This is a genomic window from Bradyrhizobium sp. 197 (assembly GCF_023073375.1).
GTDB lineage: Bacteria > Pseudomonadota > Alphaproteobacteria > Rhizobiales > Xanthobacteraceae > Bradyrhizobium.
Genome location: NZ_JADPJJ010000100.1, coordinates 36,593 through 60,142 on the forward strand (window position 1 = coordinate 36,593; position 23,550 = coordinate 60,142).

Annotated in this window: 21 protein-coding genes and 1 pseudogene; 9 read left to right on the forward strand and 13 right to left on the reverse strand. The window is 63.6% G+C overall.

Annotation, left to right across the window (positions count from 1 at the left end):
- The first annotated feature begins 12 nt into the window (after positions 1-12).
- Complete coding sequence (locus IVB27_RS23365; RefSeq protein WP_247445565.1) at positions 13-516, forward strand: cupin domain-containing protein; 504 nt, start codon at positions 13-15, stop codon at positions 514-516.
- 30 nt (positions 517-546) lie between these two features.
- Here the strand turns inward: IVB27_RS23365 and IVB27_RS23370 are convergent, their stop codons facing one another.
- The 3 genes from IVB27_RS23370 to efp form a co-directional block, all read right to left on the reverse strand.
- Positions 547-1,533, reverse strand: a complete 987-nt coding sequence (locus IVB27_RS23370) for a DUF808 domain-containing protein (RefSeq protein WP_247445732.1) — start codon at positions 1,531-1,533, stop codon at positions 547-549.
- A gap of 82 nt (positions 1,534-1,615) precedes the next feature.
- The gene (locus IVB27_RS23375; RefSeq protein WP_247445566.1) at positions 1,616-3,238 is read right to left on the reverse strand and encodes a M23 family metallopeptidase; all 1,623 of its coding nucleotides are present in this window, start codon (positions 3,236-3,238) and stop codon (positions 1,616-1,618) included.
- Between the two features lie 24 nt (positions 3,239-3,262).
- Positions 3,263-3,829: an elongation factor P gene (efp, locus tag IVB27_RS23380; RefSeq protein ID WP_247347054.1), complete on the reverse strand. Its 567-nt coding sequence runs from the start codon at positions 3,827-3,829 to the stop codon at positions 3,263-3,265.
- 162 nt (positions 3,830-3,991) lie between these two features.
- Between efp and epmA the strand changes: the two genes are divergently transcribed.
- From epmA to IVB27_RS23395, 3 genes are read left to right on the forward strand one after another with little or no spacing between them, the layout of a single operon-like run.
- The gene (epmA, locus tag IVB27_RS23385) at positions 3,992-5,056 is read left to right on the forward strand and encodes an EF-P lysine aminoacylase EpmA (protein WP_247445567.1); all 1,065 of its coding nucleotides are present in this window, start codon (positions 3,992-3,994) and stop codon (positions 5,054-5,056) included.
- Positions 5,053-6,147 carry a lysine-2,3-aminomutase-like protein gene (locus tag IVB27_RS23390; protein ID WP_247445568.1) on the forward strand — a complete coding sequence of 365 codons (1,095 nt, stop codon included), beginning with the start codon at positions 5,053-5,055 and terminating at the stop codon, positions 6,145-6,147. The genes epmA and IVB27_RS23390 overlap by 4 nt, the downstream gene beginning before the upstream one ends.
- Positions 6,148-6,190: 43 nt before the next feature.
- Positions 6,191-6,445, forward strand: a complete 255-nt coding sequence (locus IVB27_RS23395; protein WP_247445569.1) for a hypothetical protein — start codon at positions 6,191-6,193, stop codon at positions 6,443-6,445.
- Between the two features lie 57 nt (positions 6,446-6,502).
- Here the strand turns inward: IVB27_RS23395 and IVB27_RS23400 are convergent, their stop codons facing one another.
- The 10 genes from IVB27_RS23400 to IVB27_RS23445 form a co-directional block, all read right to left on the reverse strand.
- On the reverse strand, positions 6,503-7,588 hold the full coding sequence (locus tag IVB27_RS23400) for a 3-deoxy-7-phosphoheptulonate synthase (RefSeq protein WP_345946909.1): 1,086 nt from the start codon (positions 7,586-7,588) through the stop codon (positions 6,503-6,505).
- A gap of 234 nt (positions 7,589-7,822) precedes the next feature.
- Complete coding sequence (locus IVB27_RS23405) at positions 7,823-8,401, reverse strand: HdeD family acid-resistance protein (RefSeq protein ID WP_247445570.1); 579 nt, start codon at positions 8,399-8,401, stop codon at positions 7,823-7,825.
- 69 nt (positions 8,402-8,470) lie between these two features.
- On the reverse strand, positions 8,471-9,511 hold the full coding sequence (locus tag IVB27_RS23410) for a PrsW family glutamic-type intramembrane protease (protein WP_247445571.1): 1,041 nt from the start codon (positions 9,509-9,511) through the stop codon (positions 8,471-8,473).
- 312 nt (positions 9,512-9,823) lie between these two features.
- Complete coding sequence (locus IVB27_RS23415) at positions 9,824-9,976, reverse strand: hypothetical protein (protein ID WP_247445572.1); 153 nt, start codon at positions 9,974-9,976, stop codon at positions 9,824-9,826.
- Between the two features lie 64 nt (positions 9,977-10,040).
- The gene (locus IVB27_RS23420) at positions 10,041-10,313 is read right to left on the reverse strand and encodes a hypothetical protein (protein ID WP_247445573.1); all 273 of its coding nucleotides are present in this window, start codon (positions 10,311-10,313) and stop codon (positions 10,041-10,043) included.
- 102 nt (positions 10,314-10,415) lie between these two features.
- Positions 10,416-11,042, reverse strand: coding sequence for a PilZ domain-containing protein (locus tag IVB27_RS23425; protein WP_247445574.1), 627 nt, complete (start codon positions 11,040-11,042; stop codon positions 10,416-10,418).
- Between the two features lie 348 nt (positions 11,043-11,390).
- Positions 11,391-12,998 (reverse strand): calcium-binding protein, encoded by a 1,608-nt coding sequence (locus IVB27_RS23430; RefSeq protein ID WP_247445575.1) that lies wholly within the window; start codon positions 12,996-12,998, stop codon positions 11,391-11,393.
- A gap of 435 nt (positions 12,999-13,433) precedes the next feature.
- Positions 13,434-14,000 (reverse strand): Abi-alpha family protein, encoded by a 567-nt coding sequence (locus tag IVB27_RS23435; RefSeq protein WP_247445576.1) that lies wholly within the window; start codon positions 13,998-14,000, stop codon positions 13,434-13,436.
- A gap of 523 nt (positions 14,001-14,523) precedes the next feature.
- Positions 14,524-14,904, reverse strand: a complete 381-nt coding sequence (locus IVB27_RS23440) for a hypothetical protein (RefSeq protein ID WP_247445577.1) — start codon at positions 14,902-14,904, stop codon at positions 14,524-14,526.
- A 288-nt stretch (positions 14,905-15,192) separates the two neighbouring features.
- Positions 15,193-15,441, reverse strand: a complete 249-nt coding sequence (locus IVB27_RS23445; RefSeq protein ID WP_247445578.1) for a hypothetical protein — start codon at positions 15,439-15,441, stop codon at positions 15,193-15,195.
- A 491-nt stretch (positions 15,442-15,932) separates the two neighbouring features.
- Here IVB27_RS23445 and IVB27_RS23450 point away from each other — a divergent pair, with 491 nt between their 5' ends.
- The 5 genes and pseudogenes from IVB27_RS23450 (at position 15,933) to IVB27_RS23470 (ending at position 23,542) form a co-directional block, all read left to right on the forward strand.
- The gene (locus IVB27_RS23450; RefSeq protein WP_247445579.1) at positions 15,933-16,613 is read left to right on the forward strand and encodes a response regulator transcription factor; all 681 of its coding nucleotides are present in this window, start codon (positions 15,933-15,935) and stop codon (positions 16,611-16,613) included.
- Between the two features lie 9 nt (positions 16,614-16,622).
- Positions 16,623-18,047 (forward strand): sensor histidine kinase, encoded by a 1,425-nt coding sequence (locus IVB27_RS23455; RefSeq protein WP_247445580.1) that lies wholly within the window; start codon positions 16,623-16,625, stop codon positions 18,045-18,047.
- Between the two features lie 60 nt (positions 18,048-18,107).
- Entirely contained in the window at positions 18,108-19,031 is a 924-nt protein-coding gene (rpoH, locus tag IVB27_RS23460) for an RNA polymerase sigma factor RpoH (RefSeq protein WP_247445581.1), read from the forward strand.
- Positions 19,032-19,110: 79 nt separating this feature from the next.
- Positions 19,111-22,274 (forward strand): annotated as a pseudogene (locus tag IVB27_RS23465) (efflux RND transporter permease subunit).
- Entirely contained in the window at positions 22,271-23,542 is a 1,272-nt protein-coding gene (locus IVB27_RS23470) for an efflux RND transporter periplasmic adaptor subunit (RefSeq protein ID WP_247445582.1), read from the forward strand. The pseudogene IVB27_RS23465 and the gene IVB27_RS23470 overlap by 4 nt, the downstream one beginning before the upstream one ends.
- Positions 23,543-23,550 lie beyond the last annotated feature (8 nt).

Consider the following 23,550-nt stretch of genomic DNA (forward strand, 5'->3'; position numbering starts at 1 on the left):
GGGGAGGTTGTCATGACTGCAATGAATTTGGCCACCATGCAGTGCCGGGTGCCATCGCGTTCGATCGCGATTACCGTCGCCGGCGGGCTTGCCTGCGCGCTTGCGATCGGCAAGGCGTTACCGGTGACGATGGATGCTGTTTCAGGCGCGCTGGCGCCGCTTTGTGCCACCGCCGCCGAAAGTTCGCCGCTCGACAAAGTCGAACCGATTGGCTCCGACGCGCTGCCGAACGTGCCGGGCAAGCGCGTCACCATCGTGCGTGTGTTCTATGGTCCCGGCGGGTTCTCGCGGCCGCATCGTCACGCAGGGTCAGTGACCGCCTACATCACCAAGGGCGAGATCCGCTCCCAGCTCGGCGGCGGTCCGGTCGAAACGTTTGGCGTCGGCCAGTCTTTCTTCGAGCCGCCCGGCTCGACCCATCTGGTCTCGGCCAATGCCAGCACCACGGAGCCGGCGGAATTGATCGCGGTATTCGTGGCGGACGAGGGCGCGCAGCTGACGACGTTGCTGGAGTAGCTGGCACTTGCAATCCGCAACCGCCGTTGTTCAAGTCGGCTGCGATCGTTTCAACCGTTTCCATACCGGTGATAGACCGTATTCGACGGCAGGAATTGCGGCTGCGCCGACAAGGAGTCCAATGACGCCTGAGATGGCTGCCACGACCAACCATTCGACGATGCCGGCAATGGAGGGAAGGAGGTGCGCGGCAGCCTCGGTCACGGCATGGACCGTGTGGCCGACCACGCGTGGGCCGTATTGCTCGATGCCGTGCAGGATGATGCCGCCGCCGACCCAGATCATCGCCGCCGTGCCGATGGTGCTCAGCACCGCCAGGAAGGCAGGCATGCCGCGGACGAGCGCACGTCCAAGCAAGCGGATTGCGCCGCCAATGACCGATGCGCCGTCATACCGCGCAAGGGCCACGCCGACATCGTCCGCCTTCACGATCAGGGCAACCACGCCGTAGACTCCAACCGTGATGAAAATGGCGACGAGCGCCAGCACGAGCGCCTGCGTCCAGATGTTGCCCGCCGGAATTGCCGCCAGCGTGATCGCCATGATCTCCGCCGACAGGATGAAATCCGTCTTGATGGCGCTCGCGACCTTCTCGTCCTCGACCGACCGCGCATTCAACGCAATCGGCTGGAGCTGAGCTTCGTGGTGGCGCGCATGATGCGGCATCACGGCTCCGAGCACCTTCTCGGCACCCTCGTAGCAGAGAAAGGCTCCGCCCAGCATGAGCAGCGGCGTCACCGCGGCGGGAAGGAAATAACCCAGCAACAGGGCAATGGGCAACAGTATCAGCAATTTATTACGCAGCGACCCAACAGCAATCTTACCCACGATCGGCAGTTCGCGTTTCGAGGCAAAGCCGATCACGTAGTTCGGCGTGACGGCTGCGTCATCGATGACCACGCCAGCCGCCTTTGCTCCCGCCTTGGCCGCTTGGCTCGCTACATCGTCGAGCGAGGCTGCTGCCACCTTTGCAATCGCCGCGATATCGTCGAGAAGACCAATCAGTCCGACACTCATCAACCCTGTTCCTTCGGCCTTCGAGCCGTCGGGTGTGCGACAACACGCTTTTGCGCTGCCCGGCATTTTAACGAGCAAGCCGTCAATTCTCTTCGCCGCCCGATCCTTCGCGCAGGTCCGGCTTGATCACGTCCTCCGGCAGCGCATGTGCGACCGGCTGCGGAGCACCCGCGATCTCCGGGCCAACCTCACGGCCGCGGGCGCGGATCAGGCGCTCATAGGCCGAGACCAGCGTGACGTAAGGACTGACCCAGATCCAGCCGTCGCGGGTGAACAACTGCACGTCGAAATGCAGGTGCATCGAGGTGCCGGCGGGATGGTCGAGATAGTTCGAGACCACGCCGATCTTCTCGCCCTCCGAGACGATGCGGCCATTGAGCAGGCCGTCGGCGTTCAACGCCTGGGGGTTCATATGCATATAGCGGAAGCGGATGTGCTCGGTCCGGCTGTTGACCTGAAGCGTGACGGCCTGGTCCTTGGAGGCGCGAATGACCATCGCATCGCGGACGGCGACGACGCCACGCTGCTTGGGATCGCAGGCTTCGCGGCCTTCGCCGGGCGGTGGGCACTCGGCCGCGCGGATGTCCTCGCCCTGGTGGCCATAACCCCCGCCGCATTGCCAGACCTCGAAACTGCGAGATTCGCAGAAATTGTCGCGCCAGGGATAGCCGGTCGTGCTCTCCATCTTGTCGCGCTTAGCATAGGATTGCGAGCGTACGAACGCGGGCACCTTCTCGAGAGGAAAGCGGATCTGCGCATAGGCCATCACGTCGGGATGTCCGCCCTGCTTGCGATAGCCGGTGTTCGGGATGATGTCGCCGCTTGGCCGGTAGGTGAAGTCCGGGGAACGCTGCGTGGGACGATCGAGAATGTTGGAAGCAATGTCCGTCAGCGGCCGCATGCGCTGGCCACCGGCAACGTGCAGCGCCTTCAGGAAACGCTCGGCGACCGGATAGGCTTCCTTGCAGGCAAGCCGACGCGGCTTGGCGACGCTGTCGAGGCATTGGATCGACACCACATAGGCGGCGCCGAAACGGGTGAAAGCGTAGCGCACATAGCCTTCCCTTATGAACTTGCGCAGGTCCGGATAAAGCGCTGCGAGCGGTTTGACCTGCTCGCCCTTGCCGCCCGAGGGATCGGCGACGTCGTAGACGAGCGCCGAACCCGTGATCTGCACCTCGACCGGCCTTGCGAACACCCGGCTCGGCATGCCGTCGCCGGCGCCGGGCTCGAACGAGAAGGTTGCGCTGTAGCCGGCGGGGCCGGCATCGAACATGTCGACAGAATTGAAGTCAGCCTGGTAGCGCGACAGCGCGAGTGTCGCCGGCGCGCCATTGCGCAGCGCCTCGAAATAGGTGGCGGCGTCGAACGGCAGCAGCACGGGCACGGAGCTGCGGGCGATTCCGGTGAAGAATTGTGAGGAGATCGCGTTGAGCTGCACCAGCGCCGGCATCGCGCGCGGATCGTAGCGCGGCACCGAACGACGAGGTGCGAAGATGAAATCGTCCGCGGCCCGGGGACGGGCGTTGATTTCGGTGCGGAGCTGGTCGAGCGCCGCGCGCCAATCGACGCGCAGGGCCGTGAGCGAGGGGCTGCGGAATTCATCCGCAGCGAGCGGAGAGGCAATGAGGAGCGAAAGCGACGCCAGAAGTTGCGAGACGAAGCGGAAACCCTTCCCAACCACTGTCTCGCCTCCCGGCGGCACCTGTTGCGCTCGCTCTGTTCCCCGTCAGTCCTTGGCGCGCTCGGAGTAGGAGCCGTCTTCAGTCATCACCACGATGCGGGTGCCGACCGCGATGTGCGGCGGCACGGTGGTGCGCACGCCGTTGGACAAAATCGCGGGCTTGTAGGACGAAGAGGCGGTCTGGCCCTTGGTCACGGGCTCTGTCTCGACCACTTCCAGCGTCACGCGCTGCGGCAACGCGATCGACACCACGTTGACGTCATGCGTCGACAATTTGACCGTCATGCTCTCCTGAAGATAGGCCGCGGCGTCGCCGATCACGTCCTTGGACACCTGGACCTGGTCATAGGTCTCCGGGTTCATGAAGTGGAAGCCCTCACCATCTTCATAGAGGAAGGTGAAGTTGCGCTCTTCGATCGTGGCCTTCTCGACCTGATCGGTGGTCTTGTAGCGCTCCGAGATCTTTACCCCGTCCGAGATTCGGCGCATTTCGATCTGGCTGACCGGGGTGCCCTTGCCGGGATGGATGTTCTCCGCGGTCACAACGACATATAGCTTGCCGTCTTGCTCGATCACGTTGCCCTTGCGAATAGAACTGGCGATGACTCTCAAAGCTAAATTTCCTGCTTGCTTGGCCCGGCTCCGGCCAGGACGTGATCAAATCTCGGGGGGACTCGGGGTCTCAAATCGGACCTCGGCGACCGTTTCGGGCCGCAACATACTGATTTTGCCGTTGGATGCCAGCATTTTGCTCAAAGAGGGGGCGGCCGATTAATGGCTGGGGACAAGCCGATCTCACCGTTCTGGTCGCCCGGGCGGCATCTCGACCGCCGGCCGTTCCTTCAGGCCAGGGGGGCCACCACCGGGGCTCTCCGGGGCTTTTTCGTCGAGCAGGGCTTTGTCGAGGTCGAAACCTCCGTCCTGCAGGTCTCCCCGGGCAACGAGACCCATCTGCACGCCCCCCGGACGGAGATCATGCGGCCCGACGGCAGCCATGCCAGCCGATACTTGCGGACCTCGCCGGAATTCGCCTGCAAGAAGCTGCTGGCGGCCGGGGAGACCCGGATTTTCGAATTCGCCCGGGTGTTCCGCGACCGCGAACGGGGCGACCTGCATCTGCCCGAATTCACTATGCTGGAATGGTATCGGGCAGACGCCCCCTATGACGCCATCATGGCCGACTGCGTCGTTCTCATCGCCCGCGCGGCGCAGGCGACCGGTATCGGTACCTTTGCCTTCCGTGGCCGCACCGCGGACCCGTTCGCCGAGCCGGAGCTCATGACGGTTGCCGGCGCCTTCGAGCAGTTTGCGGGGATCGATCTGCTTGCGACCATTTCCGGCGACCAAGGCGACCGCGCGGCGCTCGCTCAGGCGGCTGCCGGCAAGGTCCGTGTGGCCGGGGACGACACCTGGTCGGACATCTTCAGCAAGGTCCTGGTCGAGCATGTCGAGCCGCATCTGGGGCAGGGGCGTTTGACCATTCTGTTCGAATACCCATCTCCAGAGGCGGCGCTGGCGCGTGTGAAGGCCGGTGATCCCCGCGTTGCAGAGCGGTTCGAGGTCTATGCCTGCGGCGTCGAGCTCGCCAACGGCTTCGGCGAATTGACCGACGCAGAGGAGCAGCGCAAGCGCTTTACGGACTCCATGGCGGAGAAGCAGCGCCGCTACGGCGAGGCCTATCCGGTGGACGAGGACTTTCTGGCCGCGGTCGCCGCAATGCCGGAGGCGAGCGGCGTCGCGCTCGGCTTCGACCGGCTGGTGATGCTGGCGAGCGGCGCATCGCGAATTGATCAGGTGGTCTGGACGCCGCCTGCAAATGAAACGTTAAGTGAGACATGACGAAGACCAACCTTGCACGCACATTGCGCGAGCCGGCCGACCTTGTGGCCGAGCAGCTTGTATCCGCCGAAGCGCTACCCGCGCTCGAACGTGTCGCCGCGCGCTACGCAGTTGCGATTACGCCGGCACTGGTCGAACTGATCGACAAATCCAGTCCCGACGATCCGATCGCGCGGCAATTCGTTCCGACTGCCGCGGAGCTGGAGATGCAGCCGGGCGAGAACGCCGATCCGATCGGCGATCATCCGCACTCGCCGGTCCCCGGGATCGTGCATCGCTATCCCGACCGCGTTCTGTTCAAGCTCGTTCACGTCTGCGCGGTCTATTGCCGCTTCTGCTTCCGCCGCGAGATGGTCGGGCCCGGCAAGGAGAACGCGCTCTCGGACGGCGCTTATCGCGCGGCGATCGGCTACATCCGTTCGCACAGCGAGGTCTGGGAGGTGATCCTGACCGGCGGCGATCCCTTGATGCTGTCGTCGCGGCGAATGAGCGAGATCATGGCCGATCTTGCCGGCATCGATCACGTCAAGATCATCCGCCTTCACACCCGCGTGCCGGTGGCCGATCCCGCGCGCATCAGCGACGAGATGGTCGCGGCGCTGATGGTTCAGGGTGCGACCACCTGGGTGGCGCTGCATGCCAACCATGCGCGCGAACTGACGGGGCCGGCGCGCGCCGCCTGCGCGCGGCTGGTCGATGCCGGAATTCCCATGGTGAGCCAGTCCGTGCTTTTGCGCGGCGTCAATGACAATTCGACCGCTCTGTCGGATTTGATGCGAGCTTTCGTCGAATGCCGGATCAAGCCCTATTATCTGCATCACGGCGATCTCGCGCCCGGCACCGCGCATCTGCGAACGACGCTCGCCGAGGGGCAGGACCTCATGCGGCAGCTGCGCGGACGGGTGTCAGGGCTGTGTCAGCCTGACTATGTCATCGACATTCCCGGCGGCGCCGGCAAGTCGCCGGTGGGGCCGAATTACGTGTTGCCGATGCAAAATACCGCACCTGATGCGGGTGATGCGGCGTCGGAAACGCGCTATCGTATCGTGGATTATTGCGGCGACATTCATCTCTATCCGCCCGAGAACTGAGCGGTGGCAGAGGAGACGCCGGCTTGAGGAATGGAGGAGAGACATGAAGAGGATCATGGTGGCAGTATCGCTCGTGGTCTTGCTCGGCGGCGCGGCGATTGCGCAGACCGGCGGCACCAAGGGATCCACGTCCGGCGGGGCGGCCTCCGGATCGCTGCCACAGGCGCCGGTGGGCCATCGTCAGCCGCGCGCCAGCGACGTACCGAACGAGAAGAACCTGAGCGACCCGAACGATCCCCTCAGCAAGGAAAATCAGGCGCTCGACAAAAAGATCAAGAGCATCTGCCGCGGCTGCTAGGCGCCGGAGCAGCGGGCAGGGTGCGACAGCCTCACCCCGCCCGCGTTTGCTCTGGCCCTACGCTGTACGCTCGTGCAGTCCGGCGCTTTTGGTGTTGCGGCGGATCTCGACCGCGTCAGCGAGCTGCTCGAGCACGGTTGCCGTGGTCGCCCAGTCGATGCATCCGTCCGTGATGCTCTGGCCATAGGTGAGCGGCTTGCCCGGTACCACGTCCTGGCGCCCGGCGACGAGATTGCTCTCGATCATCACCCCCATGATGCGGTTCTCGCCGCCGGAAATCTGCCGGGCGATGTCGGCCGTCACAAGCGGCTGGTTTTCCGGCTTCTTGCTCGAATTGGCGTGGCTCGCATCGACCATCACGAGCGGCGCGACGCTCGCTTTCGCCAGTTCGTTGCACGCCTCCGCGACGCTTGCCGCATCGTAGTTCGGCTTGCTGCCGCCGCGCAGGATGATGTGACAATCCTCGTTGCCCGCGGTCGAGGCGATCGCCGAGCGGCCGAGCTTGGTCACCGCCATGAAATGATGCGGATGCGAGGCCGACTTCACCGCGTCCGCCGCGATTCGCACGTTGCCGTCGGTGCCGTTCTTGAAGCCGACCGGGCAGGACAGCCCCGAGGCCAGCTCGCGATGGATCTGGCTCTCGGTCGTGCGGGCGCCGATCGCGGCCCAGGACACGAGGTCGGCGATGTATTGAGGCGTCGTCATGTCGAGGAATTCGGTGCCTGCGGGCAGGCCGAGATTATTGACCGCAGAGAGCACGTTGCGCGCCAGCCGCAGACCCCTGTTGATGTCGAAGCTGCCGTCCAAATCAGGATCGTTGATCAGGCCCTTCCAGCCGACAGTGGTGCGCGGCTTCTCGAAATAGACCCGCATCACGATCTCGAGCTGGTCGGCGAGTTCTTCGCGCAAGCTCGCGAGGTGCTCGGCGTATTCGAGCGCGGCCCTGGGATCATGCACCGAGCAGGGGCCGACCACGACAAGAAGCCGATCGTCCTGGCCATTGAGGATCGCATGGATGGCGTTGCGCGCGGCCATCACCACGCGCGTCGCGGTGAGCGTGCGCGGGACTTCCCGCATCACCTCTTCCGGCGTGCTCAGCTCTTTCAGTTCGCGGATACGAAGATCGTCGGTCGTGCTCAGCACGGCGGGCTCCTGTCATTTTGAGAACCTGCCGGCCAATAAAAAAGCCGCCAGGTCTGGCGGCTGTTCGGACTAGATGCTGCAATTTGTCAGATTGAGCGTGATCCTCCCACCGCCAGCGAGCTGTCGTAGCTTAAGTACCAATAAAAGCTGGTGGCGACGGTGATCATGGTCAGTCATATAGCGCGCGATCGGCGAGTTGTCACCCCCCAAGCGAGGTGAGGGCCACGGGGCGCCTCAACCGTTGCTTTTGCGTGCCGCCAAAGCCATGCCGATCAGGGTGGCACCCCCGAACAGCAGGTTGATGCCGACGAGGATGCCGATCGCCCATTCCGCCGAGCTCGGCAATCCCGTGATCACCATGAACGAGATCGCGATGTCGACGAGGCCCGAGATCAGGAGCCACGACCAGCGGCCGCCCGATTCGCGCCGGTGCTGCAGCGCGTACATGATGGTGGCGACGCCCTCGGCTAGGAAATAGGCGCCGAGCACGATGGTCAGCGTCAGCACCGCCTGCATCGGCCGCGCCAGCAGCAACATGCCGGTGAGCACGGCGAGCGCGGCCGAGATCAGCGACCACCAGAAGCCCGGCGTGCTGCGTGCCCAATAGGTCGCGATCAATCCGCCGATTCCGCTGACCAGGAACATCCAGCCAAGGAAGATCGTAATCGCAAGGCTTGCGAGCGGCGGCAGGATCAGTGCGGCAACGCCGAGAACGACAAGCAGGATGCCTTCGAACAGGAAGGCTTTCCAATGTGCCTTGACCGTTCGGCTCATGGCGGATTGCAGCCGGGAAAAATCCTCAGGTGATGTCATCGGCAGGCTCCAGATCGACGGGCGCGCGCTCAATCTAGTATGCGCACACCGCGCTTGCCATCCCGCGGTTCAGCCTCCGCCATGCGCTGACGAAAAACCTTCCCCGCTGGTGCGGATGCGGTCGCGGCCGAGAACATAGATCGCGGTCGTGACGATCAGAAGTGCGAGGCCGAGCAGGATCGAGACCAAGCCGATCGGGATCAGGGCCAGCGTCAGATTGCGCTCGGGGTTGACGAGCCAGTGATGAATCGAGGTCAGCACGAAGGCGAGCCCGAGAAAGCCGACGCCGCCGCCGGCGAGCAGCAGCGCCCACATCCGGCGCAGTTGGCTCAGCCGCTCGCGCGCGACGTCGGTCCGGGGTGCGTGATGGCGCGCGACGCGCCGCACTAGGCGGATGGCGAAGGCGATCGAGCTGAAGCCGATCAGCAGGCTCGCGCCGCCCAGCCACATCCGCAGCGTCGGATCGAGATCCGGCATACGCTGCAGGGTCAGCAGCGGGAAGTCGAAGGCCGAATGCAGGGCGAGCGGGCCTGCGAAGATCAGCAGGCGGCTGGAGAGGCGGGCCCAGTCGCGATGATGGCGGTTCGCACCCAGCGCCGTGCCGGCACGCGCGATGGTCAGATAGGCGCCGGCGATGATGCCGAGCGCGCCGTGGAACGGCACGGTCAGCACGCTGCGCAAGGCGGCCAGCGAGCGCCACATCTCGGCGTGCTGGACGAGATAGGCGAGGTTCTCGTAGGCGGCAAAGCCGAGGCCAACCGCGGCACCATAGACCACGGTGTCCATCGGATTGGCGAAGGTCCGCCGCTTGGTCGAGGCGACCAGCACGATGGCGATCACCTTGACCGCTTCCTCCGGCAGCGCGACGCCGAAGATCGAATGCATGGCCAGCGCCGCCCACGGGTTGTCCGGGGCCGCGACCATCTTGGCGAAGGGGGCGCGGGCGAGGCCCAGCAGCGAAATGCTGGCTGCGCCAAGCAGGAACGCGGTCCAGACCTGGGCCGGCGGTCCCGGCCGTTCCTCGGCGGCAATGACAAGCCATAGCATCAGCAGCGCCGGGGCGATGGCGGCCGTTCCGATGACCGTGGGTAACGCTTCGATCAGGTACATCGGCGCCGAAAATAGGTCCCCTTGATCCGCTTATCTACATTCACCAATGCGACCATGTGTCATGCGCCTGCTGTCGGCTCGCTTAACAGGCGTGACAGCCTGCGTTCATCCGCGTCGCTGGTGAGGTCAAGAATGCGGAGCGCAATCAATTGCATGGCAGGACATGTTCGTTATCCATGGCAACGGTCGCGCGCCAGATATCGGGGCGCGATTGATGAGCCAGATCAACGAAATGCGCAGGTTTCTTCGATTCACGATGCACGTGTCCCCGCGGGAAGTCCAGAGCAACGCGGGGCCGGGCGGCCGGCCTGGTCACGCTTCGTCGTGCGTGCGCGGGGGTGGCGACGCGATCCGGCGTGCCCGGACCTGCTCAAGCTCCCAGAAGGCGCGCACGAGGCACATGCCCAGGCAGAACACGATGAGCAGCAGCAGGAAGGCCTGATCGACGGCGGGGATCTGTACCATGGCATTGATAAAGCAACGGCCATGCCATGCGTTCCCGTTCCGTCGGTGGCCGCCATTGCGGCCTTCAGTGGGTGGTGAACGGCGGCGGCGCGTTGGGCGCGATGTCGAAGGCGCCGAGGTGGAATTCCTCGCCGATGGATGCGTTCGGCTCGGAATGTTCCGCCATCAGCGTGAACGCAGCCTGCGGGTATTGCTTCCAGATATCGAGATCGCCGGCGGTGATGGTGAGCCAGCCGAACGTGTACATGTAGCGTCCGGGCTCGGTGACCCGGCCGACCCTGTCCCAAGTGATCTTGTCGAGTCTGGTTTTGTCGAGTCCGATCTTGTCGACTGCCATTCGGTCCCCCGATCGCAGGTCTGCAAATCATGTCCGGCACAAGGGCGGACCCTCAAAAGCTGATCCCGGAATGGGGCCGCGATAGGGCAGCGAGGCGGAGGATCAGGCCGATTGCAGCATGGGCGTACGGACAATCAGCCGGACGAGGTCGTCCCGCGACTGCCTTTCGGCGAATTTGACCGCAAAGCCGTGCTCGAATTTGCGGATCACGCGCCCGACGCAGGCGCCGACCGCAAGCGGCGTTCCCATCGGCGGGTCGTACTCGCTGGATATCGCAACGCCGGCCGTGGAAACGTCGATGATGAAGCAGGCATGGGTGCTGCCGTCGGCAAGCGCCAGGAAAGTATGGGCGACCTGCGGAACGAAGCGCGCGTCATTCCGCAGCTCCAGGACGCTGGCGTCCTTCTGCTTCTTCTCGAGCCAGGTCAGCTTTTCCGACATCCAGGCGCGCCGGGCCCGCGTCATGTCGAGCTCCATCAGGAAACCCGATTTCAGCGTCGCGCTGATGGTGCACTGGAATTCACCAAAATCCTGGAAGTAGGAGGTCACGCGCTCGCCGATCTTGCCGACCACGGGAACGTCGACCATCATGCGGAAGGGCGAGACGCGGCTGGTGCGGCAGGCGAAGGTGCGGAGCTTGCCCTCGCAATCGTACCAGCGCGGCAGCGAGTAGCTGCCGCTTACGGTGACTTGCACTGCACGCTGCCTGAGGAAGTCTGCGACGGACATGGGCGCCAATCGTGTTTCGGAATATTTCCGTAGATCCACGGTAGCGATCAAATTCTAAGCAAATGATACCGGCGCTCGCGAGCAGGGGTAAATTTCTGGTAAATGGGCCGACCGGAGCGCGCGGCATAGCGCCGCGATTATCAGGCCCGCGATCTCACGATCGCGTCATCCGAGCAGTACCAGCACAGCCAGCGCGCAAGGGCGAGGGCGAACTTGGTCGTCGTGCAGGTCAGGCTGTCGGGTCGGATCTTTAGTCCCCTCGCTCTTCTGCTCGCCATCGTCGAAACGTTCGCAACGCGCGCGACGCGGCGTGCACTGCCATGGGATCAGGTGCCGCCGCCAAAAGCTCTATGCAAGAAGGAAATCGTGCGACGTGAGCGCGACTTGGCTATGCACAATGACGTCGTTGCCAGGACTGAACGTGATCATGCTTTCGTGAGTTGTTGGATCGAAAGCAGAGATGCTGAGCTGACTGAGATTTGTGATGCCCAAGGCGCTCACATCAATGTGGTCGGTCCCCGAATTTGATCCTGCCACATCTTGTGCGCCCTGACCAAAATCCTCGATCCTGTCGTGACCGCTATTGAAATTGAAACGGAACGTGTCGTTGCCGCCTCGCGCTTTGCCAAGAATGGACTGCGCATCACCCCACATGTCATCGTTTCCAGTACCACTGACTAGCTTGTCATTTCCGCCACAGGCATAGTCGGACATGGTCTGTGCATCGCCGATCAGGGTATTGTCGAATGTGCCGGCCGGTTGCTGGGTCGCATCATCACCTGCGATTAACGTGTCATTGCCACCCTGAGCGTTGCCGGACATCGCCAGCGCGTCGCCGTAGGCCAAATTTATGCCGCGCGTGCCCGCTGGCGCACCACCCATGAAAGTGTCGCTGCCGCCCTGGGCGTCATCAGACATGGTTCCACTGGCGTCCCCGAAGAAGGTGTTTCGACCTCCGCCGGCCGTGAAGGCATCGTTTCCGCCCGCGGCATGACCAGACATATTGCCCCCGGCGTCCCCGAAGAAGGTGTTTCGACCTCCGCCGGCCGTGAAGGCATCGTTTCCGCCCGTGGCATGACCAGACATATTGCCCCCGGCGTCACCATAGAAGGTGTTCACGAAATCGATGGCAATTCCGCTCGTCGTGAACGTGTCATTGCCGCCCCGGCTATAATCCGACATGTCGCCACCGGCGTCGCCGTAGAAAAAACTAAAGGGGTTCAAGCCGCTCACTGTGAAGGTGTCATCGCCGCCCACGGCGCGGCCGGTCATGCTGCCCCCGGCGTCGCCGTAGAAATGGTTGTTGTTCTCAAAGCCGGTCGTCGTGAACGTATCGTTGCCGCCCGCGCAACGGTCCGACATGTTGCCGCCCGCGTCGCCGTAGAAGATCAGGTCGGAATCGGAATTCGCCACGTTGGCGCTGAACGTGTCGTCACCGCCATGGGCACGGTCCGACATGCTGCCGCCCGCGTCGCCGTAGAAAGTGGTCTGCGGTTTAATGGCGGGGGAGCCTCTGAATGCTTCGAAACTGTCGTTGCCACCTTCGGCGTGGCCGGACATGTTGCCTCCGGCATCGCCGTAGAAAGTGATATGCGGTGCAACTGCGCCAAGGGCAGGAGCGGCCTCACCAATGTCATCGCCGCCGCGCGCGTAGCCGGACATGTTTCCGCCAGCGTCCCCATAGAAGGTGCTGTCAGTGAAGGCGAGATCCGTGAAGCGATCGTTGCCGCCAACGGCATGGTCGAGCATGCTCCGACCCGCATCGCCAACGAAGTTGTTGATGGAGTTCACGCCACCGGTAAAGGTGTCGTTGCCCCCGGTGGCGTGGTCGCGAATATCCTGACCCGCATCGCCGACAAGAAAGTTGGTTGCGTTCGCGAGGCCAATCAAAACGTCATCGGTACCCACCTGATGGTCAATGAGACTCCCAGGAATAATTGGAATGCACTTGGCCATGAACACCTCCCGTTAAACGTCCCATTTTCAAATGCAAACCAGCATGCCGGCGGAAACGAGAGGTTTCGCGCAATGAACCGAGCAAATCGGATGGCTTCGCTGAAGCGAATGTGCCGGATGAGCCGTCGCTGACAGCCTGTGCGGCGCCAGACTCCGGGCGCAGCATGAGAAAGCTCTCAGGCGCATCTTCCGTGTCGGTACGAACGGTCAGCCTCCGCTTGGCCGGACTAAGCTCTTTGTCGGATCGATCTTGTTTCGGAGCATATGCAGGCACCTTGGCGATCTTGCCGTGTGAATAAAGAGCGCGATGACGCGTGATCTTGCCCAGTGCCCAGAAATTGTATACTTCTAGATTTAAAAGTATATGGCGAATTTAATCAAAATATAATACGGATTTTAATTTAGGTCGCGTGATGGCCCTTGAATGAGGCGGGCCTATCGGAAGACCGACTGTAAATCCGTCGTGCGTTGACGCTTGGTCCGAATTCGCAGCGGCTGATGTCCGATAAGGCCGTGGCCCGCTGGCAACCGCGGCCTGCCAGTTAGCCTGAGCACGTGATCCTCCAGCGATTTCGTGTGCAGGAACTTCAGAACGCGGGCATCCAAGGGCTCGAGGCTCTGCAGCAGCTTGATGAATTCCGGCCGAACCCGTTCCGACCGACTGGGGTCCACCGCATTCGCCAGCAGGCGAGACCAGAGGGAGCGAAGCTCGTCTCGGCTCTCTGCCTCCGCCGCGCTAAGGAGCGGAATTGCGATTTGCTCCGGCGTGGCTGATCGGTCCTTGACGTCGCGATCACGCAGGATGTTGTCGGTCTCCCTCGCGATCGCATCCAAATTTCGTTTACGGGCGTGTGATAATCGGTCACCCATCAGGAAGTTGTACGCGTCCGCGACGGTCGGGCTGATCGCCCGGGCGCCGTCCCGCACAAGGTCGACCATCATCCCGGTCGTCTTTGCGGTCTCCTCAATCGCCTTTTCGTACGGCATCGGATCGTCGGACATCGGCAGCCTCCCATTGGGGCAAAGCTTAGAGACATTCGCGCGCGCCACAAAGCCCACTAAGGTCCACTCACCGTTTTCGCTTCCTGGACGCCGGAATTTAAGGCCAGCCATTGGGTTCAGCGCTGACAATCTCAGGCCGAGCAGCGAGCCACCATATCCGCAGTCGTTCTGCCTCACAGGCAGACGTGCGTGGCCATTCTGGACTAGACTGAACCTTTACGCTGACCGTCCAGACCAATGGATATCCGGGATTTTGCTCATCCCTCTCGGGGCTGGAACGCCGCCGCCTGCGCTTTATTTTAAGCGGGCGGCGTTTTCTTGTGGCGTTCCTCAATCTCGCGGTGTTTCGCCCTGCCAGCAGGCAAGAAAACGGCTCCAGTGGAGGCTGCAGGCTGGAGCCGCCATTGCCGTTGTGGTCTGCGGGCACATCGCGTGCCGACAGCCACGCTATGAACTGCGCAGCTCGATCGGCCCGGACCGCAACGCTGTGCGATCCGAACCGATCGGCGTTGTGCGCGCGGATCTAGCTGCAGCTCAGCGGCAACGGCTGGCCGGGATGCAGCTCGTACCAATCGTAGCAATCCGGATAGGCGCCGTAGAATCCAGATCCAGAGCGGTAGCGGTCATAGTGGTGAAACGCGTGCTGGCGAAGGCCGCCGGTTGCGGCATGGCCGTCGAAGCCGAGATGCTCGCCGCCGAACCGAGCACCGCCACCGAATCCGCCCTCATGCCCCATGCCGCCGAAGTGCGCGCCGCCGCCAAAGCCGGCGTGTGCACCGCCGCCGAAGCCGCCGAAGCCGCCGTGGCCGCCGCCGCCACCGCCGCCGCCGTGCGCGTCGGCCGCGCTGACGGCTAGCGTCGAAGCGAGTGCTGCTGTTGCCAGAATCATGATGGCTCGTTTCATGGAAAGCTCCTCTCGTGTTGAGCTGCCCGGCCATCCCTGGGCCCGCTTCCGCGTCATGCCGTGCGCGCGAGGCTGCTGATGACTGGACGTGTGATGCAAGAGAGGTAGGAGCGATGCACGGGAATCCCACTGAATTCGGCGTCATACATCAGGCACGCTCCGCGCGAAGGTGATCGGGCCGCGCGTGGTGGCGGCGTACGAAGGGAGCGGGCTGAATGGACCAACCCGCTCCCTGTCATTCGATATACGGCGGCCGGCGGCGTCATCCGCACGGACGCGTCGGCGCGATCAGAGGCTGCCCGTGCCGGGCTCGCAAGGCACGTTGTTGCCGGTCCACGGCGCAGTGGCGAAGGCGCCGACGCGCGGCGCCGGAACGCAGGCGCGTTCGCCTGGATAATAGAAGGGCGCGCTCGTTGCGACCGTATCGGCTTCCACGGCGGGCTGCCGCACGACGCCGTGATGCTCGCGCGCCATCACGGGCCCGCCGAGCATGGCTGCTGCAATCAGTCCCATCGACAACAGTTTGGACGTGGTCATTCGCTCTCTCCATTGATGACATCAGGCCGAACCAAGCCGGCTCGCCATCGAGGTACGAATGATCGGGCACGATTCAAACGCACGAATTGCTCACTCGCGTTCAACGGCGTGTGAGCCGATGCGGCGTCGCAACCACGATCGTGCGAATGTACAACATCCGTGGTCCCTGAAACTACAGCGCGTGCGTTAAGGGCATATGTTCGATCCAACGCAGTTCGCAGCGGAGCCCGCAAGAGGATCACGACATTGGCAACACGTATCGTCCTTGCACTTGCGCTGCTCGTGAGGCGAGCCGTCCGCAACATGAACTGGAATTCAATGGCAGCGCCCGTGCGGCAAGCCTATCTCGCACCACAGCGAGTGGCCGGTATCAGGCGGCGCCAGGGCCGCGGGTTCGGCGTGCGCGGACGCCGAACATGACGCTGCGCGCCGCTGAACCGATGCTTCCTCACCGCGCGCCAAAACGCCGCGCGGAACGTGGAGCGAAGATCATGAGCCGGATTCTCCTGATCGAGGACGATGCCGAAACCGCCGAGGCGATTGTCGCCGAGCTCGCCGATCGCGGCTTCGAGGTGCAGTGGGCCGGCGACGGTGTCGACGGTCTCGACCGTGCCCGCACGTCGAGCCCGGATGCCATGATCGTCGATCGCATGTTGCCGGGAATCGACGGGCTGACTGTCATCGAGGCGCTGCGCAGGGACCATGTCAGCACGCCCGTCCTGGTTCTGAGCGCGCTCGGCGCGGTAGACGACCGGGTGCGCGGACTGCGCATGGGGGGAGACGATTATCTCACAAAGCCGTTCGCGATCATCGAGCTGGTCGCACGGATCGAGGCGCTTCTGCGCCGTCCGACCGACAGCCGCGAGACCATGCTGCATGTCGGGCCGCTCGAGCTCGATTTGATCGAGCGGACCGCGCAACGCGGCGAACGCAAGCTCGACCTGCTGCCGCGTGAATTCCGCCTGCTCGAATACATGATGCGCCGGAACGATCAGTTGCTGACGCGCGCGATGCTGCTCGAGGAGGTCTGGAATTACAAATTCGTTCCGGCGACCACGAACCTGATCGACGTGCATATGGGCCGGCTTCGCCACAAGGTCGACGGTCCCGGAGAGATGCAGCTCATCCACAACGTTCGAGGCTCCGGCTTCGTCCTGCGCTCGCGGCAATAGGGACGGACGATGCACCAGATACAGTTGATCCGCTCCAGCACGTTCCTCTGGGCTCTGGCTGTGGCCGCCGCGTTTGCGCTGTTCGTGGCCGGCCTGTTCGCGTTCATCTACTGGAAGCTCGACGATTATCTGGTCGCGCGATCCGATCGCATGATCGCCACGCAAATTCACTTCATCGCAGACCTGCCGCCGGCTCGCCGCATCAGCGCCATCGCGGATCATCTCGCGCAGGATTCCAGGGGCGTGCAGTACGCGGGACTGTTCGATGCCGCCGGCCCCAGGCTTGCCGGCAACATCGACCGCGTGCCGCGTGAGCTGGGGCTGGACGGAGCAGTGCAGGGCGTGCGGTTGGATCTGCTCGAAAAGCCGGCGGTCCATGTTCCGGTCGTCAGGGCGGTCGGTAGGCGTCTCGATGACGGCGATGTCCTCGTGATGGGACGGAACGTGGACGAGACGCGCGAGATATCGAGCGTCGTGGGGGAGGCCCTGGCTCTGGGCCTGCTGCCGGCCTTCAGCCTCTGCCTGCTGGCCGGAGTCTGGCTGAGCGTCCGCGCCCAGAGGCGCGTCGAGGAGGTCAACCAGCGGGTCCAACGGATCGTGGCCGGCGAGCTGCGCGAGCGGCTTCCGGAGGGCGGCACGGACGATTCCTTCGCGCGGTTGGCCAGGATCGTGAACGGCATGCTCGACGAGATGGAGACTATGATCAATGCGCTTGCCGGCGTCGGCAACGACATCGCTCACGATCTCAGAACTCCGCTGACGCGCGTCCGTCTTGCGCTGGAGCGTGGGCGAACGCATGCGGCAACGTTGGAAGAGCTCCAGGAGATTGTCGATAAGGCTATCGCCGGCATCGACCAGTCGCTCGCGATTGTCACTGCCCTGCTGCGCCTGACCGAGATCGAGAACAACCGTCGCACGGCCGGCTTTGGCGACGTCGCGCTCGACGAGATCCTGAAGGAGGTGTGCGACGTCTATGAGCCGATCGCCGAGGACAAGCGCATCGCGCTCGGTGTCGTCATCGAGTGCAATGTGCAGGTGTGGGGCGACCGGGACCTGCTGTTCGAGGCGGTCGCCAATCTCGTGGACAATGCCGTCAAGTTCACGCCATCAGGCGGACGGGTGGAACTCGCTCTGGAGGCGGAGGACGACACGGCGCTCGTGCGCATACGCGACACCGGCCCCGGCATCAGCGAGCAGGAGCGTGAGGCAGTGCTGCGGCGGTTCTATCGCGCCGAGAAGATGCGCAACACGCCGGGCGTCGGGCTCGGACTGAGCCTGGTCGCCGCCATCGTCAAGCTGCATGGCTTTCGGCTGATCATCGGTCCGGCGCCCGGAGGGCGGATCGAGATCCTTGCTTGGACCGGACGGACGGGCAAGGCCGCCACAGGCCGGTCGCGGACATTGCTGCACGCAGACGCGGACGAGATGGGATGAGCCAAATGACGCGTGATGCTTTCGAGATCGACCAATCGGCCTGGAGTGTGGGAGTGACGGATGCAGACTAGCCACGAAGTTACGAGCAACAATCCCCCCGCCGCGTCGCTTGCACCGGTGCCGGTGCCATTCCTCACCGCGTATTCCGCGGCGATCAGGCGCTACGAGCTTCTCGAGCCGGGACAGGAGCAGCAGCTTGCACATCGCTGGCAGCAGACGCGGGACAAGAGCGCGGCGGATGCGCTCGTCACCAGCCATCTCAGGCTCGCGGCCAAGCTGGCGCGCGGCTACAAGGGATACAGCCTTCCGCTGGTCGATCTGATCGCAGAGGCGAATCTGGGCCTCGTGATTGCGGCGTCACGCTTCGAGCCCGGCCGCGGCGCGCGATTCTCGACCTATGCGGTCTGGTGGATCAAGGCCGCCATTCACGAGTACATCCTGCGGTCCTGGTCCCTCGTCAAGATCGGGACGACGGCCGCGCAGAAGAAGCTGTTCTTCAAGCTCCGCAGCGAGATCAGGAAAGCCACTGGCAGCGTGATGACCGGGCTCACACCCGACGTCGCCGAATTGATTGCCGCGAAGCTTGCGGTGACCGCGCGTGACGTGATTGAGATGGACGCGCGGCTGCATGGCGACTTGTCGCTGAATGCGCGCGTCGGCGACGAGGACAGCGGAACCGAGCTGGAAGCCTTACTGGTCGACGGGGCGGTCGACGCTGAGACGGTGCTGGCCGATCACGAGCAGACGGAGCATCGTGCCAAAGCCTTGCATATTGCGTTGGGCGGGCTTGCGGCGCGGGAACGTCACGTCTTCGAGGCGCGGCGGCTGAGGGAATGCCCTGTTACGCTCGATCAGCTGGCCCACGAATTGTCCATATCCAGCGAACGGGTTCGGCAGATCGAGATGCGCGCCTTCGCCAAGGTCAAGCGGGCGGTGACGCTCGCTGCGCAGGATGCGCCACGCGGCACCGCATGGAGAGTTTGAATTCGTTTTCATTTGAACGCGGGGCCGACCGTTCTCATCTGTTCGACGATCCGGCGTAACTCGCTCCAGGCAGACCACCATGGGAATTGTTCGCTTCGCGCTCCGGCTTCCGCACACATTCTATGTGCTTGCGGCGCTGATCCTGTTTCTCGGCGGCATCGCGATCCGGTCGATGCCGACAGATATCTTCCCGGAGATTCGGATCCCCGTCGTTACGGTCATCTGGAGCTACACCGGCCTCTCGACGCCGGAGATGGAGCAGCGCGTCAGTACCTACAGCCAGTATTCGATCAGCGCCAACGTCAGCGGTATCAAGAACATCGAGGCGCAGACCCTCAACGGGCTGTCGATTCAGAAGATCTACTTTCAGCCGGACGTCAATCTCGATCTTGCGATCGCGCAGATCGTCTCGGCGACCAACGCCATCCGCGCCTTGATGCCGCCGGGCATCCAGCCGCCGATCATCGTGCAGTTCAATGCCTCGAGCGTGCCGGTGCTCCAGCTCAGCCTCGAGTCGAACAGTCTCAATGAGCAGCAACTCTACGACTTCGGCATCTACCGGGTCCGTCAGCAGCTGGCTCCCGTTCCAGGCGTGACCTTGCCCACACCTGCCGGCGGCAAATACCGCCAGATCATGGTCGATATCGATCCGAACAAGTTGCTGTCGCGCGGATTGACGCCGCTCGACATCGTCAATGCGGTGAACACCCAGAATCTGACGTTGCCGACCGGCACGACCAAGATCGGCAACACCCAGTACACCGTTCGCACCAACGCGACGCCGGGCACGATCCAGGATCTCAACATGATCCCGGTCAAGTTCGCGAACGGGGCCACGATCTTCCTGAAGGATGTCGCCCAGGTCCGCGACGGCGCTCAGGTCCAGCAGAACATCGTGCGCGAGGACGGCCACCGCGCGGTCCTGCTGAGCGTTATCAAGAACGGAAATGCCTCTACGCTCGCCGTCGTCAACGGCGTGAAGGCGGCCTTGACGTCGATCCGCGCGTCGGCTCCGGCGGGGCTGAAGATCAACGAACTGTTCGATCAGTCGATATTCGTCACCCATTCGGTCAATGGCGTGCTGCGCGAAGGTGCTATCGCTGCTGGCCTGACAGCGCTGATGATCCTGGTGTTTCTGGGATCGTGGCGATCGACGCTGGTTGTCCTGATCTCGATCCCGCTGGCGATGCTGTCCTCGCTGATCGTCCTCTATTTCCTCGGCGAGACCCTCAACACGATGACACTCGGCGGGCTTGCCTTGGCGGTCGGTATCCTCGTCGACGATTCGACGGTGACGATCGAGAACACGCACCGGCTCTGGACCGAGGAAGGCATGCCGTTGTCGGAAGCGACCCTGCATGGCGCCGCCGAGATCGCGGTGCCGACGCTGGTGTCGACGCTCGCGATCAGCTGCGTGTTCACCTCGGTCGTCTTTCTGGAGGGGCCGGCCAAATATTTGTTCACGCCGCTTGGCCTCGCCGTGGTGTTCGCGATGCTGGCGTCCTACGGGCTATCGCGGACGCTCACGCCGATCACTATCGGCCTGCTGCTGAAGGGGGAGCGACGCCATGGTGAGGGCGAGCGCCCGTCGGGGATCTTCGCGCGCGCCTCCGCAGCATTCGAGCGCGGCTTCGAGCGCCTGCGCGATGGGTACTCGGATCTCCTGCTGAAAGTGCTGCGGCGTCGCGCCGTCGTACCCGTCGTCGCCGTGCTGGTGCTGGCGCTCGGAGCCACCATGTTCGCCTATGTCGGCAGGGATTTCTATCCCCTGATCGACGGCGGCCAGATCCAGCTTCATGTCCGCGCGCCCGCGGGCACGCGCATCGAGCGCACCGAGGCGATCTTCCAGGCGGTCGAGGACAAGATCCGTGAAGTCATTCCGGAGCATGACCGGGCGCTGATCGTCGACAATATCGGTCTCCCGGCGCGGGCCTACAATCTCGCATTCACCGACGGCTCCACGATCGGGGTGAACGACGGCACAATTCTGGTGTCGCTGAAGGACGGGCACAAGCCGACTGCGGATTACGTCAGGAAGCTGCGGCAGGTGCTGCCATCGGCATTCCCGGAGGACACCTTCTATTTCCAGGCGGCCGACATCGTCACGCAGATCCTGAACTTCGGTCTCCCGGCGCAGATCGATGTCCGCACGGTCGGGTACGGCGCTAACAACCTGGCCGTGGCCAAGGAGCTGCAGAAGAGACTGGCGGAGATCCCCGGAATAGTCGACGCGCATCTGCAGCAGGAGGTCGATGCTCCGGCGTTCTATGCTGACATTGACCGCACCCGCGCGGCGCAGCTGGGTCTCAATGCGAGCACGGTGGCGACCAACATCAATGTCAGCCTCAGCTCGTCCGCGCAGGTCTCGCCGAATTTCTGGACCGATCCGACATCAGGCATCCCGTATTACCTGGCTGTGCAGACGCCCGAATACAGGGCCAACTCGCTAAACGCACTGAGCAACACGCCGGTGTCGGCCTCGCTTGCCGCAAGCGGGCAGACGGTGCCCGGCCTGCTCAGCAATGTCGCCACCTTCAAGCGGGGCACCGTTCCCACCAATTCGAACCAGGTGAATGTCCAGTCGGTGTTCGACGTCTATGCGAGCGTCCAAGGCCGGGATCTCGGCAGCGTCGCGGCCGATATCGAGAAGGTGACGTCAAACCTCCAGAAGCAGTTGCAGCCGGGCAATTCGATTCAGGTTCTGGGACAGATCCAGAGCATGCATCAGTCGTTCCGCGATCTTGGAATCGGACTGCTGTTCGCCGCCATCCTGGTCTACCTGCTGATGGTCGTGAACTACCAGAATTTTGGCGATCCTTTCGTCGTCATCCTGGCGCTGCCGGCGACATTCTGCGGCATTGTAACGACCACGCTGAACGTGCCCTCGCTGATGGGAGCCATCATGGCGATCGGCGTCGCCTCGGCAAACTCCATCCCGCTCGTGACCTTCGCGCGTGACGAGCAGTTGAAGGGACACACGGCCTTACAGGCGGCGCTCAGCGCGGGCCGAACGAGGATCCGGCCCGTCCTGATGACCGCGGCCGCGATGATCGTGGGCATGATCCCGATGGCGATCGGCGGGCCGGGCGAGGAGCAGAATGCCGCGCTCGCGCGGGCAGTCATCGGCGGCCTGCTGTTCGCAACCCGACCACCTTGCTGATCGTGCCTTATCTCTTCGCCGTGCTGCGCAAGGGCAATGACGGCAAGCCTCGCCACGGCGTATTCGAGGAGCAACCGGAATGAGTGATGTTCGCGCAAGGACCGATGACGAGGGGGCTCGAGACCGCCCGGGGGCAGAGAGCTTCCGGGTCGTGGAGCTGCCGGGCAAGAGCGCACGATCCGGACGCCGTTACGGTGGCGCGCTGCTCGGGGGAGGTGTGCTCCTGCTGCTTGCGGGCGGTCTCGGCATCGGCGGCTGGCGGCACTACGAGGCCGCGCGTGACGTTGCCGCGGTGGCAGAGCAGGTTCGGACCAACGTTCCGGAAGTTCGGGTGGCGACAGTCAAGCCAAGCGGCAACATCATGAAGGTGAGCTTGCCGGCGACGACGACTGCGTTCGAAGCGGCCAACATTTTCGCGCGGACCAGCGGCTATATCGAGAAGCGCTATGTCGATATCGGCGATCGGGTCAAGAAGAGCGATCTCCTCGCGGAAATCACCGCGCCCGAGCTGGACCAGCAGATCGCGCAGGCGCAGGCGACGCTCGCCCAGGACCAGGCTGCCCTTCAGCAGGCGCAGGCGAGCCGGGAGCTGGCCGACGTCACCAATTCGCGGGACAGCAATCTCGTCAAGCAAGGCTGGTTGACGGCGCAACAGGGCGACAACGACCGACTCACCCTGCGCGCGCAGCAGGGTGCGGTGGGCGTTGCCCAGTCGAACATCACGGCGCAGGAGGCGCAGATTCGCGTCCTCCAACAGGAGAAGGCTTACCAGCGCGTGGTGGCGCCGTTCGACGGCGTGGTCACCCAGCGCAACGTGGACAATGGCAGCTTGGTGCAAGCAGGCTCCACCTTTATGTTCACGATGATGCATTCCGACGTGGTCCGCACCCAGGTTTTCGTACCGCAGGACGAGGCGTTCGGAGTTGGGCCGGGCGTCGATGCGGAAATCCGCGTCCCCGAGATTCCGGGGCGGACGTTTGCAGGCAAGGTTACGCGGATCGCGACCGCGCTGCAGCCGGGTAGCCGGACGCTGCTGACCGAGATCGACGTCCCCAATCCCGATGGCCTGCTCAGTCCCGGGATCTATTGCACCGTCGAATTGTCAATCCCGCGCAGGACGCCATCAGTGACGATTCCCTCCGACGCGCTCGTCTTCGATCAGAACGGCCTCCATGTCGTGGTCGTACGGAACGGCACGGTTCAATTTCAGCAGGTCTCGATCTCCCGGGACTTCGGTACCACGGTGGAAGTACGAGACGGCGTGCAGGCCGGCGATCAGGTCGTGCTCAATCCGGCGGTCAGTCTGGCGGAGGGCAGCAAGGTCACCGTTCGCAAGACCGAGGTGAGTTAGGGACACGG